Source organism: Sinorhizobium sp. 6-70 (assembly GCF_030124375.1).
Taxonomy (GTDB): Bacteria; Pseudomonadota; Alphaproteobacteria; order Rhizobiales; family Rhizobiaceae; genus Sinorhizobium.
The window spans coordinates 129123-142443 of sequence record NZ_JASKLS010000002.1; the positions used below are offsets into that span (position 1 = coordinate 129123).

The 13321-nt window shown below is 60.5% G+C and carries 14 protein-coding genes; 9 read left to right on the forward strand and 5 right to left on the reverse strand.

Annotated features, from left to right (window positions below):
* The coding region (locus tag QN222_RS04450) for an ABC transporter permease (protein WP_283961995.1) at positions 1 to 394 on the forward strand (394 nt) is incomplete at its 5' end.
* Positions 395 to 673: 279 nt separating this feature from the next.
* Complete coding sequence (locus QN222_RS04455) at positions 674 to 1255, forward strand: AraC family transcriptional regulator (protein ID WP_283961994.1); 582 nt, start codon at positions 674 to 676, stop codon at positions 1253 to 1255.
* Positions 1256 to 1558: 303 nt separating this feature from the next.
* Here QN222_RS04455 and QN222_RS04460 read toward each other — a convergent pair whose 3' ends face one another.
* Positions 1559 to 2002 carry a hypothetical protein gene (locus tag QN222_RS04460; protein WP_283962013.1) on the reverse strand — a complete coding sequence of 148 codons (444 nt, stop codon included), beginning with the start codon at positions 2000 to 2002 and terminating at the stop codon, positions 1559 to 1561.
* Between QN222_RS04460 and QN222_RS04465 the strand changes: the two genes are divergently transcribed.
* Both QN222_RS04465 and QN222_RS04470 read left to right on the forward strand, forming a co-directional pair.
* The gene (locus QN222_RS04465) at positions 1964 to 3112 is read left to right on the forward strand and encodes a multidrug effflux MFS transporter (protein ID WP_283962012.1); all 1149 of its coding nucleotides are present in this window, start codon (positions 1964 to 1966) and stop codon (positions 3110 to 3112) included. The genes QN222_RS04460 and QN222_RS04465 overlap by 39 nt on opposite strands.
* 360 nt (positions 3113 to 3472) lie before the next feature.
* On the forward strand, positions 3473 to 4282 hold the full coding sequence (locus QN222_RS04470) for a cysteine hydrolase (protein ID WP_336621007.1): 810 nt from the start codon (positions 3473 to 3475) through the stop codon (positions 4280 to 4282).
* Between the two features lie 61 nt (positions 4283 to 4343).
* Here QN222_RS04470 and QN222_RS04475 read toward each other — a convergent pair whose 3' ends face one another.
* The gene (locus QN222_RS04475; RefSeq protein WP_283961993.1) at positions 4344 to 5336 is read right to left on the reverse strand and encodes a carbon-nitrogen hydrolase family protein; all 993 of its coding nucleotides are present in this window, start codon (positions 5334 to 5336) and stop codon (positions 4344 to 4346) included.
* Between the two features lie 120 nt (positions 5337 to 5456).
* Positions 5457 to 6833 (reverse strand): PLP-dependent aminotransferase family protein, encoded by a 1377-nt coding sequence (locus tag QN222_RS04480; RefSeq protein ID WP_283961992.1) that lies wholly within the window; start codon positions 6831 to 6833, stop codon positions 5457 to 5459.
* Between the two features lie 610 nt (positions 6834 to 7443).
* On the opposite strand from QN222_RS04480, the gene QN222_RS04485 reads away from it, so the two are divergent.
* Complete coding sequence (locus QN222_RS04485) at positions 7444 to 7953, forward strand: methylenetetrahydrofolate reductase (RefSeq protein ID WP_284005271.1); 510 nt, start codon at positions 7444 to 7446, stop codon at positions 7951 to 7953.
* A gap of 163 nt (positions 7954 to 8116) precedes the next feature.
* Positions 8117 to 9340, forward strand: a complete 1224-nt coding sequence (gene hemA / locus QN222_RS04490; RefSeq protein WP_283961990.1) for a 5-aminolevulinate synthase — start codon at positions 8117 to 8119, stop codon at positions 9338 to 9340.
* Between the two features lie 115 nt (positions 9341 to 9455).
* Here hemA and QN222_RS04495 read toward each other — a convergent pair whose 3' ends face one another.
* Complete coding sequence (locus tag QN222_RS04495) at positions 9456 to 9923, reverse strand: SRPBCC family protein (RefSeq protein ID WP_283961989.1); 468 nt, start codon at positions 9921 to 9923, stop codon at positions 9456 to 9458.
* A gap of 246 nt (positions 9924 to 10169) precedes the next feature.
* Here QN222_RS04495 and ric point away from each other — a divergent pair, with 246 nt between their 5' ends.
* Genes ric through QN222_RS04510 form a run of 3 tightly spaced genes read left to right on the forward strand, consistent with a single transcriptional unit; the run spans position 10170 to position 12385 of the window.
* Positions 10170 to 10829, forward strand: coding sequence for an iron-sulfur cluster repair di-iron protein (gene ric / locus QN222_RS04500; protein WP_283961988.1), 660 nt, complete (start codon positions 10170 to 10172; stop codon positions 10827 to 10829).
* A gap of 33 nt (positions 10830 to 10862) precedes the next feature.
* Positions 10863 to 12089: an NnrS family protein gene (locus QN222_RS04505; protein ID WP_283961987.1), complete on the forward strand. Its 1227-nt coding sequence runs from the start codon at positions 10863 to 10865 to the stop codon at positions 12087 to 12089.
* Positions 12090 to 12106: 17 nt separating this feature from the next.
* Positions 12107 to 12385 (forward strand): DUF6522 family protein, encoded by a 279-nt coding sequence (locus QN222_RS04510; protein ID WP_283961986.1) that lies wholly within the window; start codon positions 12107 to 12109, stop codon positions 12383 to 12385.
* Positions 12386 to 12430: 45 nt separating this feature from the next.
* Here QN222_RS04510 and QN222_RS04515 read toward each other — a convergent pair whose 3' ends face one another.
* The gene (locus tag QN222_RS04515; RefSeq protein WP_283961985.1) at positions 12431 to 13201 is read right to left on the reverse strand and encodes an FAD:protein FMN transferase; all 771 of its coding nucleotides are present in this window, start codon (positions 13199 to 13201) and stop codon (positions 12431 to 12433) included.
* Positions 13202 to 13321: the final 120 nt, after the last annotated feature.

A 13321-nucleotide genomic window follows, 5' to 3' on the forward strand; every position in this document is an offset into this window, starting at 1 on the left:
GCCTGCAACAGCCTTGGCCCTGCCGTTTGCTGTGGCGATCGTGCGCAGCCTTTCAGGGTCACTGCACGATGTGATGCGACAACCCTATATCCGAACAGCGCGAGGCAAGGGTCTGAGCGAGGCGGCCGTTGTGTTGCGACATGGTCTCAGGAACGCAGCGTCCGCCCCATTGGCAATGACGGGCCTGCAGATAAGGCTGCTGTTCGGTAACCTGCTGGTGGTCGAATCGGTGTTTGGTTGGCCTGGCCTTGGCCTCTACATGACCCAATCTTTCGCCACTGCCGACCTGCCGGCGATACTCGGGGTCTCGATGGTGTTCGGGACGATCTATATCCTCGTCAGTATTGGCGTCGAGATCGCTCAATCGCTCACCGATCCGCGGATCGAACTGTAAGCGCTACCGCATAAATCGGGATTGATTTAAGGAATCATGCTGCAATTCAAAGTGCTACAGCGACGTTTGCACGTCCGTTTGGGCGCGCCGCGCTGTAGACAGCCGGCTCGCCAAATCTGTCGGCTGTCGCGACCGCCCCGATCTGTGAAGCAAAGGTGACCTATACCATCGTATAGGTCGACAGATACTACCATACGGTAGAACGCCGCCAGGATGTTGAGGTCTAATCACGTTTGCTTGGAGCCATATGCTTATGGTGCCGCCGCGAATGGAGCAACCATGGACCGTCTTGCCCAGCCCGAAAACGTGAATGAAACATCGATGGGGCGGCCGGATGGGCGCGAACGTGTCACAGTCGCGCCGGGCTGTGTACGCGTATTCTCGTCAATCGGGCTCGGATCCAAAATTTTGCGTGATGGCAAGAATGGTCCGACCGGGGCCGATACCAGCGAGCCGGTCGTCGGTATCTATATCTATCCCGAGGGCGACACGGCGCTCAGTGATCGCCACCTCAAGCGTGTCGTGGCCTACGTATTGCGCAATATGGACGGTCCGCTCAGGGTTCGTGAACTGGCTGCGGAGGTCGGGCTCAGCCCCAGCCACTTCACCCGCGCGTTCTCGGTGCGACTTGGAAAATCGCCCTACGCCTTCATCATGGAACAAAGAATGCGCCACGCCCGCAATCTGATGCTGAACACCGGTCAGACGCTCACCGAGATAGCCGGCAACTGCGGTCTGGCGGATCAAGCACATTTCACACGTATGTTCAGGCGGTTCGAAGGCACGACTCCGGCGAGATGGCGACGCCTTCGTCGGTCGGATCCGAAAGGGGATCGTCAAACAATGCATACCCCCGGCTAACCCGCCAGTCGCGACACGCATTCGTGTGGGAACCTGTCGGGCGGACATGGACGCTCCGGCTTCATGGAATTCCCAATCAGACCCGTTCGCGCACTGCCGAAAGCAACGTGGCTAACCGCTGCGTGAGCCGACCTATTCGACGCGGGAGTCATAAATGTGATCGGTTCTAATAAGTTAGAGCGGGATGCGGGCAGGCGCACGCCTTTTCCTCGTCCCGTTCCTAAGAGTAGCGCCGGTAGCGCCAGCTACAGAGACACTATACTTGTGTACACTGACTGCGATAGCCGAGAGATAGTATGTTTATCAAATCATCACTTGCCGCCGCTCCCAGCAGGTGATGGTGCCTCGGTCCTCCCTCCGCTGTGGCACGACAATCAAGACTGATCCGCTCTCTTGGGCCGTCTGCTTCCGCCGCAGACGGCCCATTTTTGTGAGATACGCGATGCGTGGCGCCGGCGGTACGACGCTCTTATCGCGTCCGGCGCTGCGTCGGCACTCTGGCAACGATCCGACCGGCGTCACGATCGGCGAGATTTTTGCGCCAGCAGCCTCGCCTGAAATAGACGGATTGGACAGGGCGCGCACGATGGCTATACTGCCGCCATCGTTGCTTGAGGGCGCAACCTGAGATCGAAGAGCCTCTCCCGAAGAGAATTCGTCGCGCTTGTCGCCGCTCTCATGGCTGTCGAGGCGTTGGCGCTTGACATTATGCTGCCGGCGCTGCCCGACATTGGCGCGGCATTCCAAGTGGCCGATCCGAACGACCGCTCTCTTGTCCTGACGGTGTTTCTCATCGGGTTCGGCTTGCCGCAGGTGGTGTTCGGACCGCTGTCCGATCGCTTCGGCCGCCGCCGGCCGATCTTGATAGGTCTCGCCGTCTATATTGCCTGCGCTCTGGCTTCCGCCGCCGTCCGGGACTTTGCAGAGCTGCTTTCGCTTCGTTTTGCCCAGGGTATGGCTGCGGCGGCTATCCGCGTCGGAATGATTTCGGCGATCCGCGACCGATACGAGGGCGCTGCGATGTCGGAGGTCGTGTCGGTCGCCTTGTCGATCTTCCTGCTCATTCCTTTATTTATGCCCGGTGTCGGGCAGATCATTCTTCTGGTGGGCCCGTGGGAGTTGATCTTCGTCGCCATGGGCGGGCTTGCGGCGATGATCGGTTTGTGGACCTTCCTGCGCATGCCGGAGACCCTTGCGCCCGGGAGCCGCCGACCACTCGACTTCACGAGCGTCGCGGATGGCTTCGCCATCGTGATCCGCAACCGGGCCGCGTTCAGCTACGGCCTGTCCGGTATGTTCCTGCTCGCAATAATCCTCGCGCTGATCAATACGTCGCAGCAGGTCTATGTCGATATCTATGGGCTGGGGCCCTACTATCCGCTCGCCTTCGCCGCCATGCCGGGCGCCGCCATCATCGGTTTCCTGGTCAATTCAGGTCTGGTGGCAAGGTTCGGAATGCGCCGGCTGGCGCACGGCGCGATGCTCCTCTTCCTTGCGGGGAGCGTTGCCTGGCTTGTCATGGTCCAGCTTGCAACACCGCCGCTCTGGCTGTTTTTGCTCATGGTCGTGCTAGTCACCCCCATGGTCTCATTTGGCTTTCCCAATACCGGGGCGCTCGCAATGGAACGGCTCGGGGAAGTCGCCGGCACGGCTTCCGCGATCTTCGGCGCCATCCAGACCGTTGGCGGCGCGATCCTGGGCTGGGCGGTGGCGCAATCCTTCGACGGAACACTGACACCGGTGATAGCGAGTCTTTGCATTTTCAGCACCTGCGTGCTTGCCTGCTTCCTGGCTGCGGAGAACGGCCGGCTGTTTGGCAACGGAGGGGCGCAGACGACATCTGCGGCGGACGCCTGATCCGTCCCAGGTCAGCAATTTCCCATTTATTAACCAAATTTGCTCATCGTCCGCACGTCAAACTAAAGGAATCTCGGAGCACATGATGAGCTACGATTGGAGCGGCGAGCGGACACGCCGAACGAGGATGCGAAGGATCAGCGGATTGGTCCTGATAACCGCCGCGATCATCGCCATTGTAGCGGCCCTGTCCATCTAGCAGCCGGTCGCGGCCCAGAGCACGACCGCGGACACCTTAAACGCCAGAAGTAGGCAGCGGAGGCAGTTAAGCATACTACGATATACCTTGTCCGGACGCGGCAAAGGAAAGACGTTGGGGCTTCTTGAGGCGCTCTTATGGGGCCAGATCGGAGAACCAGCATGTGCAACAATTGCAAAACCTGCAGACGTTCTTTCCTTGGCGCATTGGCGGGAACCGCTGCCGCCGGAGCCTTTGCGATTACGTCGTCGGGGACTGCTCGCGGCGCCGATGTTAGCGCCTACGCCGACCCGCCCAATGCGGCACTGCCGGCGACCGGTATGCAGCTTGATCTCAAACGCGTCGCGCTTGTCGTGATCGATCCGCAGGTCGACTTCATGAGCCCGAAAAGTCCCGCATGGCCTGTTGTCGGCGAGAGCGTGACTGAGCAAAAGACCGTTCCGAACCTCGTTCGTCTCTTTAAGGCCGCCAAAGGAACGGACATTCCGGTGGTAATCTCGCCCCACTACTACTACCCGCACGATCATCACTGGAAGGTGGAGGGGCCGCTTGAAATTTTCCAACACAAACTGGGCATGTTCGACCGGAAAGGACCGCTCACTCTTGACGGTTTCACGGGCTCCGGCGCCGAGTGGATGCCGGAGTTCAAAGAATATATCGAGGATGGCAAGACGATCGTCTGCTCCCCTCACAAGCTATACGGCCCCCAGGCGAACGACTTGGTGCTTCAGCTCGGAAAACAGGGTGTTAACCAGGTAATCCTGGCGGGCATGGCCGCAAATCTGTGCGTCGAGTCGCACCTTCGCCACCTTCTGGAGCAGGGATTTGAGGTGGCCGTGGTGCGAGACGCGATTGCTGCCGCCAAACTTCCGGATGGAGACGGGTACTTGGCGGCTCTGATCAATTTCAGATTCATCGCAAACGGTCTTTGGACAACCGACGATACGCTTAAGAGGCTTAGCGCCGTTTAAGTTTGGCGACGGGAGCGGGCCGGCCCGCTCCCGTTCACATGCCGATCCATCTTGGGTGCGGTCAATCCGGAAGCCCCGGCACCTCCTGCGGCTCAGGCTCGATCACGGTCTCCTCGCCGGTCGGTCCCGTGAAGGCGACGGCAGATTTAGGTCTGGTGTCGACCGATAGGGTGAAGACGTCTGGGCGCGCATAGTGGCCGACAACATCAAGGTCGTACTTGCCGCGCGCGATGATGCGTCGATCGATCTCCGCAACCTTGATCGCTTCGCCGGTGAAGTCCGGTTCGACAAGAACGTTACCGAGGGGATCGACGATACAGGAACCGCCCCTGATCAAGATGGTATCCGGATCGTCGCCCTGGATCGGCGCATAGCCGGCAGGCCCGTCTCCTCGCGTGAAATACTGGCAGGCCGAAATTACGAAGCACCGGCCTTCAAGCGCGATGGTGCGCATCGTCGGCAACCAGGTGTCGCGGTCATCGACCGTCGGTGCGCAATAGAGTTCGATGCCCTGGGCATACATGGCGGTTCGCAGCAGCGGCATGTAGTTCTCCCAGCAGATGACGCTGCCGATGCGGCCAAGCGGCGTGTCGACTACGCCGATCGTCGAGCCGTCGCCGAAGCCCCAGACCAGTCGTTCCAGCGCCGTCGGCATCAGCTTGCGATGCTTGGAGATGAGCTTGCCGGAGGGCGCATAGGTCACTGCGCTGCAGTACAGCGTCCCGCCATCACGTTCGATGATGCCGACGACGAGATGGATATTGTTGTCGCGGGCGATTTCGCCAATTCGTGCGGCCTCCGGGCCGGGCAGGTCGATGGCGCTCTCGTAGTAGCGCCGAAAGTCCTCGCGTCCCTCCGGGCTTCTCATGCCAAGACGTGCACCGAAGTCGATGCCCTTCGGATACCCGCCGAGAAACGCCTCGGGAAACACCACCAGCTCTGCGCCCTTTCCGGCCGCATCACGTGCGAGATCGGCAAGTTTCGCGACCGTCTTCGGGGTATCGAACAGAACAGGCCCGGCCTGGACGACGGCGGCTTTGATGGTCTTGGACATCGGATCAATCCTTACTGCATGTTTCCTTAAATCGTAGCCGATTTAAGGATAAAAACATGCGCAATTCAAAGTGCTACAGCGTCCTTTGCGCGTCTGATAAGACGCGCGGCGCTGTAGGAACTACACAACGGCTTTCGCGCCGACGGATGGTTGAGAAATCAGGCTCGCGAGCAGCGTCAGGCCGTCCTCGAGATCGCCTCGGTCGGGCGCGATGCCCAACGAAACTCTGACGGCTTCGATTGGATGGGCGACCGTAGCGAAAGCCGAGCTCGGCACGATCGAAACGCCCGCGCGATCGGCATGTTCTGCAAAGTCTGCTGCGCGCCAGTGGTCGGGTAGCCGGAGCCAGAGGTGATGACCATAGGGATCGGCGGCGAAATGCAGGCCTCCGAGGATCGACGATGCGAGCTTCTGGCGTTCGGCGTTCTCTGCACGGATCGACCTTGCGATCTCATCCAGAGCGCCGTCCGAGATCCAACGGCTCGCCAAGGCTGACATCAGCGGCGGAGCCATCAACATCGTGGCTCGCAGCACGCCGGCAAGGCGCAATGCTCTTGTCGCGCTCGGCGCCACCACATAGGCAACCCGAAGAGCCGGCGTTGCGCATTTAGACAGGGTTGCAATGTGCCATGTCATGTCAGGCGCAAGCTCCGCCAGGGAGACGGTTCGATCGGGTCTCAGTGGCGCATATGGATCGTCTTCGACGATTGTGACCGCATGCTTTCGCGCAATGGCCGCCAAAGTCCGGCGACGGTCTTCCGGGAGCGTCGCCGTCGTCGGATTGTCCATATTCGGAACGACGTAGAGCAGCTTCAGCGCACGGTCGCGGCAGGCCCTCTCGAAGGCATCGGGAACGATGCCGTTATCGTCCATGTCCAAAGGCTCGAGCACGAGCCCTTTCTGGATGGCGACCGCCTTCAGGCCTGGATAGGTCATCGCTCCAGCGGCCACGACATCGCCGCGATTGAGCAGCAGCTCACAAACAGCGAACAGCGCACATTGCGCTCCGCCGGTCACGACGATCCGGTCGGACGTTACGGCCTCGATCCGGGGACCGAGCCAGCTGGCGGCGGCCAGCCGATCGGGCTCTGAACCGGTGCTTTCCTGATAGTGGAGGTGCAACAGTCCCTTTGGACTTCCAAGAACACCCGCAACGCCGTTCGGAAAGATCTTCCGGAAGTCGAGATCCATGGGCTGCGGCGGAATGTTCATGCTGAGATCGATCAGCGGCTGCGCCCGATCGATCCCTTCGCCACCGGGCGTTTCGCTGATGAAGGTTCCGCGACCGGCCTGCGCCGCCACGAGCCCTCGACGGCGTGCCTCGTTGAAGGCCCGCGTCACCGTAGTCAGGTCGACCCCCAGTGCTTCTGCGATCGCGCGTTGTGCAGGCAGCCGGTCTCCCAGCGAAACGCGACCTGAGCGGATATCCGCCTCCAGCGCCTCGACGATGCCGAGGTACTTCATCCGAGCGCTCTCGATCAGTCTCGGCTTCCACATATCGCCTCTCTAGCTGTATGGCGCATTGACATACATTTTGACTAGCATGTATGGCTTGATGAGGGAAGTGAAGATTGCGTCTGGCGAGACGATCTCTGCAACTCCCCCAATGCCAGTTCCCGATCGACGTTACCGCCGTCAGGCCTGCCCCAGGAAAAGAACGCATGTCCTCCGTCGCCGCTTGCGAACACCCTATTGGACTTCCTCTTAGAAAAGTCAGGTGATGGAGATGCGCAAGCTCAATTGTCCATCTGAACACGCGGCGAAGCCACAAGGCGGATTTTACGCACTGGAGGTTACAGGAAAGGACATTGCACAAATCGAGGCCTCCGGGAGTGCGATTCCGCCGGGAACGCAGATCAACATCGCATTCCTCGGAAACGAGGACCACACTCAACGCATCAAGGCAGCGCGGATAATACGAGCATGCGGATTTGAGCCTGTCCCAATCATTTCATCGCGCCGGCTGCGCTCTGAACAGGACCGGGACTATCTTATCGGAGCCCTGATCGCCGAAGCGGCCCCGCAGCGGTTCATCCTTGTAGGCGGTGATCCCGCAATCCCCGCCGGCCCATTTGAGGACTCACTGGCACTCCTCAAGAGCAACGTCTTGCATCGTCATGCAATACGCCATGCGGGCATCGTGGCCTATCCGGAAGGACATCCGAAGATCGACTCGGAGACACTCTGGCGCGCACTCAAGTGGAAGGTCGGGTTTCTTCAGGATGCAGGGTGCTCGGTCGAGATTACGACACAGTTCGGATTTGACGCCGATGCCGTTGTGCAATGGATGGAGCGATTGCGCCAAGAAGGCATCGACGCACCCGTTCGTATCGGTGTGCCGGGTCCAACCGACGTCGGAAAGCTCCTCAGATTTGCCAAGCAATTTGGCGTGGTGACGTCCGCAGCGATCGCCCGGCGATATGGACTGTCGATGGTCAACCTTCTCCAGCGCGTCGGTCCGGAGCGCTATTGGGATCGACTTGCCGCCGGGATGAGCGGACGAAATCTCGGAACTGTCCTCTATCACCTCTATCCATTCGGAGGGATCATGGAGGGCGTTCGTTGGATGAACGGTCGCATGCCGAGCCACTATTCCATGCCGCCGACTGAGGCGTGAAATAACGGGCGCATCTCAGCGGCGCCGCGTAGGCCTTCGGTGGCTGCGGCAACAAGTCAATCTTGCCATGTATGGTATCGAAGCCTACATAACGACAGGAATGTATGGTCATGAGACGACTTGAGTTGATAAGCTCAGCCTGACAATAGAGGTGTGCGCGCACATGGACTACAGTGAACGGTTCCAAACCCTACTCTCGGAAATGAAGCTCGATGGTCGCTATCGGACTTTCGCAGAGCTCGAGCGCATCGCAGGTGAGTTTCCGACGGCGCTCCGGCATCGCCCGGACGGCCGGACGCAGCGCGTCACCGTCTGGTGCAGCAACGACTATCTCGGGATGGGACAGCACCCGGACGTCCTTAACGCGATGCACGCTGCCATCGACCTTTCTGGAGCCGGGACCGGGGGTACACGCAACATCTCCGGGACCAATCGGCAGCACGTCGCGCTGGAATCGGAGCTGGCTGACCTTCATGGCAAGGAAGCCGCTTTGATCTTCACCTCAGGGTGGATATCCAACCTCGCGGCTCTCGGCACGCTCGGCCGCGTACTGCCGGACTGCGCCATCTTCTCGGACGCACTGAACCACAACTCGATGATCGAGGGCATTCGCAGGTCGGGAGCCGAGCGCTTCATCTTCCGTCACAACGATGCTGCTCATCTGGACGAACTCATGAGTGGCATCGATCCCAGCCGACCCAAGATCGTCGCCTTCGAGAGCGTCTACAGCATGGATGGTGACATCGCGCCGATAGCTGAGATCTGCGATGTCGCGGAGAAGCACGGCGCTATCACCTATCTGGATGAAGTGCATGCCGTTGGCCTCTATGGCCCAGGCGGCGGTGGGATAGCCGAGCGCGATGGACTGGCTGAGCGCCTCACCATCATAGAGGGCACGCTTGCCAAGGCCTTTGGCGTGATGGGCGGTTACGTCTCCGGGCCGGCGCTGCTAATCGACGTCATCCGCAGCATGGCCGACAGCTTCATCTTCACGACCTCCCTCTGCCCGCATCTTGCGGCCGGAGCCCTGGCCGCCATCCAGCATGTCAGGCAGCATCCGGAAGAGCGCGGCCGCCAGGCGGCGAACGCGGCGCGGCTCAAGGGGATGCTGACCGATGCGGGATTGCCGGTGCTCGATACGCCAAGTCACATCCTTCCGGTCATCATCGGAAACGCACATCTATGCCGCAGGATCAGCGAGCGTCTTCTCGACGAACACAGCATCTACGTCCAGCCGATCAACTATCCGACAGTGGCAAGGGGACAGGAGCGGCTTCGGATCACGCCGACGCCGTTCCACACCGAAGACCACATGCGTTCGCTCGTCGAGGCGTTGCTCGCTGTCGGCAGTGATCTGGGGTCGGCCCTCGTGCGGCAGGTCGCCTGATCCATGTTCACGTCAGGAAAGCCTCTGGCCCGAGGGTGTGGCACCAGCGATTGCATTGATGTGGGCCGATATCGAGCGAGTTAAAGCATCAAAGCAAACGCCAGGCCGGGATTTTTCAGATATCGCGGGCCAGGCGACGCATGAGACCTCGCCGGCCGCGCTCCATGACAACCGCATGGTTCCAGCCGAAGACAGGCTTCAGGACGAATGAAAGTCTGATCATCCAAGGCTTCGTGACCCTGACGATCCAGTCATAGCGGACATTGCATTTCGAGCCCTCGGGTTGCAACGTCCATCGACCGATACCCTCGAGCTCGCCGCGGGCTCTCCCCTCGATGATTGACAACGGCACGATCCTGATCGTTTCGATTTCGAAGGAGAGGTCATATGGCAATGCAGTCGACCATTTCATCCGGTGGACGGCCCCGATGCCGTCCTCGTCGCCTTCGCGCAGAAGCGTGACCTCTTTGACTGAGGGCCACCATTCCGGCCAGGTTTCGGGGGCGTTCAGCACTCGCCAGACATCCTCGACCGAAGCGTCGATAGTCCATTCCGTAACAAGATTAAACTCGGTCGACGGCATTCAGAATCCCTTCCGGCAGGCGAGCTTCATTCTGACTTCATTGGCTCACTTGATCCAGCTTGATGGGTTCAGTTTCTAGTCGTCCAGCCAGCTTCGACCGTTCAGTCTGTTTGCGCGGGCACAAAGACGAGACGGCACCTTCTTCGACAGAATGACGAACATATTTAGCTGTTGGATCATCGCGCCGCCTCCAGCCCCGGCATCGTCGGCTCGAAAGATCCTGCCAACGGGATCAAGGAACACATCATGACCGGAATAAGCCTCGATAAGACCGTCACAACCATCGCCGCGGAGTTGCCGGGGGCCGCGGAACTCTTCCGCCGCCATGACATCAGCTTCTGTTGCGGCGGCAACGTGCGGCTCTCGGAAGCTGCCGTTAAGGCCGGCCTCGCGCCGTCGGCGCTGCTTTCCGAGCTTGAGGCGCTGGTCGACGCGGCAAGACGGGACGCACCTGAAGAGACACCTGACCTCATCGCGCATATCCTCGCCAGATATCACGAAACGCACCGCTCGGAACTCGCCTGGCTCATTCCCCTCGCGCAGAAGGTCGAGCGGGTTCATGCCGACCATCCGTCGGCTCCGATCGGTCTTTCGCAGACACTGGAGCACCTGCGGGACGAACTTCAGAGCCATATGGTGAAAGAGGAACTGGTTCTTTTCCCGATGATGCGGTCCGGCGGCAGCGAGACAATTGTCCATCCGATCGCGCAGATGCGGCATGAACATGATGACGAGGCGGAGCACCTCCGCACGATCGAACATCTCACCCATGGGCTTTCGCTGCCGGCCGGGGCCTGTGGCTCCTGGACTGCGCTTTATACGGGACTGCGCAAGTTCACCGACGACCTTGTAGCGCATATGCATCTCGAAAACGCCGTGCTGTTTCCGCGTTTCGAACCGGCATGACGGGCCTGGATGGGTGCCGCACCCAAGACTTGGATGTCCATCTGGCAGGCGCCGTACCGTCCCTTGTTTCTTCTGGCGGGACTATGGGCGTTGGTCGCGCCTGCCGTCTGGCTGCTTCCGGAGGGACCAGGTCCGGAGCCTATCGCCTGGCACCGCCATGAACTTCTCTTCGGTATGACCAGCGCTGCGGCCGGAGGCTATCTTCTGACAGCCTTGCCTGCCTGGACGAAAGGCGGCGCCCTCGCGCCAGCCGTCACAATCCTTGTCACCTGCCTCTGGTGTGCCGCCCGGCTGACGGCTGCATTTTCAGCCCAGCTGCCGTTCGTCATCGCGGCTATAGGGGCATCCGCCTATTTCGCATGCCTGACGGTGATCCTGGCGCATGGCGTGGCGTCCTCCGGGGCCTGGCACCGGCTCTGGGCACCGATTGGCATGGCCGTGCTCGGTGCCTACGCCCTGTTCCTTCTCGCTGAAGGTGTGGACACCACGATCACACCGCTCTTGTATATTGTCTTGATCATTCTGATCGGCGGGCGCGCCGTACCTGCCTTTACCCGTCGATGGCTCGACGGGATAGGTGCGAGCCCACTTCGCGATCGGCCCGCGCTTTCGTACCTGGCGATAATCGGCGTACTCGCGCCGGTCTTGATCGAGGCTTTCCGTCAGCATCCGGTAGCAGGTTATGTGCTGATGTTTTCGGGCGCTCTGTTGCTCGCGCAAATGAAGGGGTGGCAGAGCGTGAGGACCTACCGCTATCCTGCCTTGTTCATGTTGCATCTTGCTTTTGCCTGGACGCCGGCGGGTCTCGTTCTGTACGGTCTTGCGGTTGTCTTTCCCGAGCGGATCCTGCCTGCTGCCGCCCTGCATGCGCTGACCATGGGCGCAATGGGAGCGATGATGGTCGCCATCATGATGCGCTCGGCCATGAGACGAGATGGACAGACCCTGATCGCCAATGGGACTATGGCAGGCGCATTCGGCCTCGTATCTCTTTCGGCGCTGCTGCGCGTTTTTGGCGGATTGCCGGGAGAAGCGCATTTCGACGCCGTGGTTGCGGCTGCGATCTGCTGGATGGCGGGTTGGATGCTCTTCCTGGTCGCCTATATACCGGCCCTCATCGGTCCAATTCCGAGACCGGTGTTCAGCGCTGCAATCGGCAACCGCGGCGAGGCATCGACCGCAGGCGTTGGTCGACCCGATGCGCGCACGATTTTGTCACGTCGATCAGAATCGACGACAACAATCAATGGTAACGACTGAACCGCAGTGGAACGCCAATGTACATTGAACGCAATCAAACCGGGGACTTCATATTGGAATCCAACGAGCTCGCAGGTCGGTTTGGATTGTCGAGCGAGGAGTTCCGCCAACACATGAGAAGGGGTTCGGTGATGAGCATGGTCGAGCGTGGCGAGGCCGAGGATGCCGGCACCTGCCGCCTCAGCGTACGGCTCGGAAACCGGCTGTGGCGCGCTATCCTGGACGGCCAGGGTCTTGTCGCGAGCGAAGAAATGACAATTCTTCGCGGACGCGTGCGGCCTCGATCCTCGGTGTGATGAACCATGTCGACCGCACTCTCCCCGTTCCCGAACCGGGCGAGCCTATCCGAGGCGGCTGCGTTCACCTGAGATAGGGACGAGGTCGACGCCAAGATCAGGGTGTCCCTCGCAGACGCGTTGGATGTTGGACGTGTCCATCAGGCTGAATGCGGTCGAGAAGGCATCCGCCTCGGTCGCCGTCGGGGCTATGACACTGACCCTTTTGAAAAGTCTTGGCATTTCCCCGCTATGCGGATCGACGATGTGGCCGAAGCGGCCTGAATCGCCGAAAACAAAGCCGTCCTGGCTCGATGTGGCAACGGCCTTGTTGACAATGTCCAGAATGCTGTCCGGTGCCGGTGCGTCTTCCGTCGACGCAAGACCGACGCGCCATGGGGTGCCGTCGCTCTGCGCCCCGATTGCCCGTATTTCCCCCATGCTGACGAGACTGTTTGCGACACCCGCGTCCTTGAGCAATTCGACGATGCGGTCGGTTATGTAGCCTTGTGCGACGCCGTTGAGCGTCAGCGCCAATCCTGGCTGAGTAAACACTATGCGATCGCGGCCGAGCCTGACCTTCTCGAAACCGACCCGCGCCAACGCTCGTCGCTTCTCGTCGTCGGACGGGCCTGTGGGATCGGCGCCGTCGACGGAGAAATGCCGTGCGTAAAGCGCCCACAGCGGCTGGACGGTAGGGTCGAAGGCGCCATTCGTCGCCTCCCAGCAATTGCGGCACGCTTCAAGCAGATGCACCAGATCCGAAGGCGGGGCCGCAATCGCTCCCGTGCGGTTCAGTTCCGAGAGGACCGAGTCGCTCCGATAGAGGCTGAACACGCTCTCCAGCCGTGAAACTTCCGCGACAACGCGGTCGATCAGGCGTGCCGCCTGTGCCTCGTCATCAAGGCGCAGGATCAGTGTCGCCGGCGCTCCCAGGGCCTGCCCTTTCCAGGTAAC

Bases quoted from the DNA above. Each gene is read 5' to 3' on its own strand.
- QN222_RS04455 (WP_283961994.1), top strand. From the start codon at position 674: ATGGACCGTCTTGCCCAGCCCGAAAACGTGAATGAAACATCGATGGGG.
- QN222_RS04465 (WP_283962012.1), top strand. From the start codon at position 1,964: ATGCTGCCGGCGCTGCCCGACATTGGCGCGGCATTCCAAGTGGCCGAT.
- QN222_RS04470 (WP_336621007.1), top strand. From the start codon at position 3,473: ATGTGCAACAATTGCAAAACCTGCAGACGTTCTTTCCTTGGCGCATTG.
- QN222_RS04475 (WP_283961993.1), bottom strand. From the start codon at position 5,336: ATGTCCAAGACCATCAAAGCCGCCGTCGTCCAGGCCGGGCCTGTTCTG.
- QN222_RS04480 (WP_283961992.1), bottom strand. From the start codon at position 6,833: ATGTGGAAGCCGAGACTGATCGAGAGCGCTCGGATGAAGTACCTCGGC.
- hemA (WP_283961990.1), top strand. From the start codon at position 8,117: ATGGACTACAGTGAACGGTTCCAAACCCTACTCTCGGAAATGAAGCTC.
- QN222_RS04495 (WP_283961989.1), bottom strand. From the start codon at position 9,923: ATGCCGTCGACCGAGTTTAATCTTGTTACGGAATGGACTATCGACGCT.
- ric (WP_283961988.1), top strand. From the start codon at position 10,170: ATGACCGGAATAAGCCTCGATAAGACCGTCACAACCATCGCCGCGGAG.
- QN222_RS04505 (WP_283961987.1), top strand. From the start codon at position 10,863: ATGTCCATCTGGCAGGCGCCGTACCGTCCCTTGTTTCTTCTGGCGGGA.
- QN222_RS04510 (WP_283961986.1), top strand. From the start codon at position 12,107: ATGTACATTGAACGCAATCAAACCGGGGACTTCATATTGGAATCCAAC.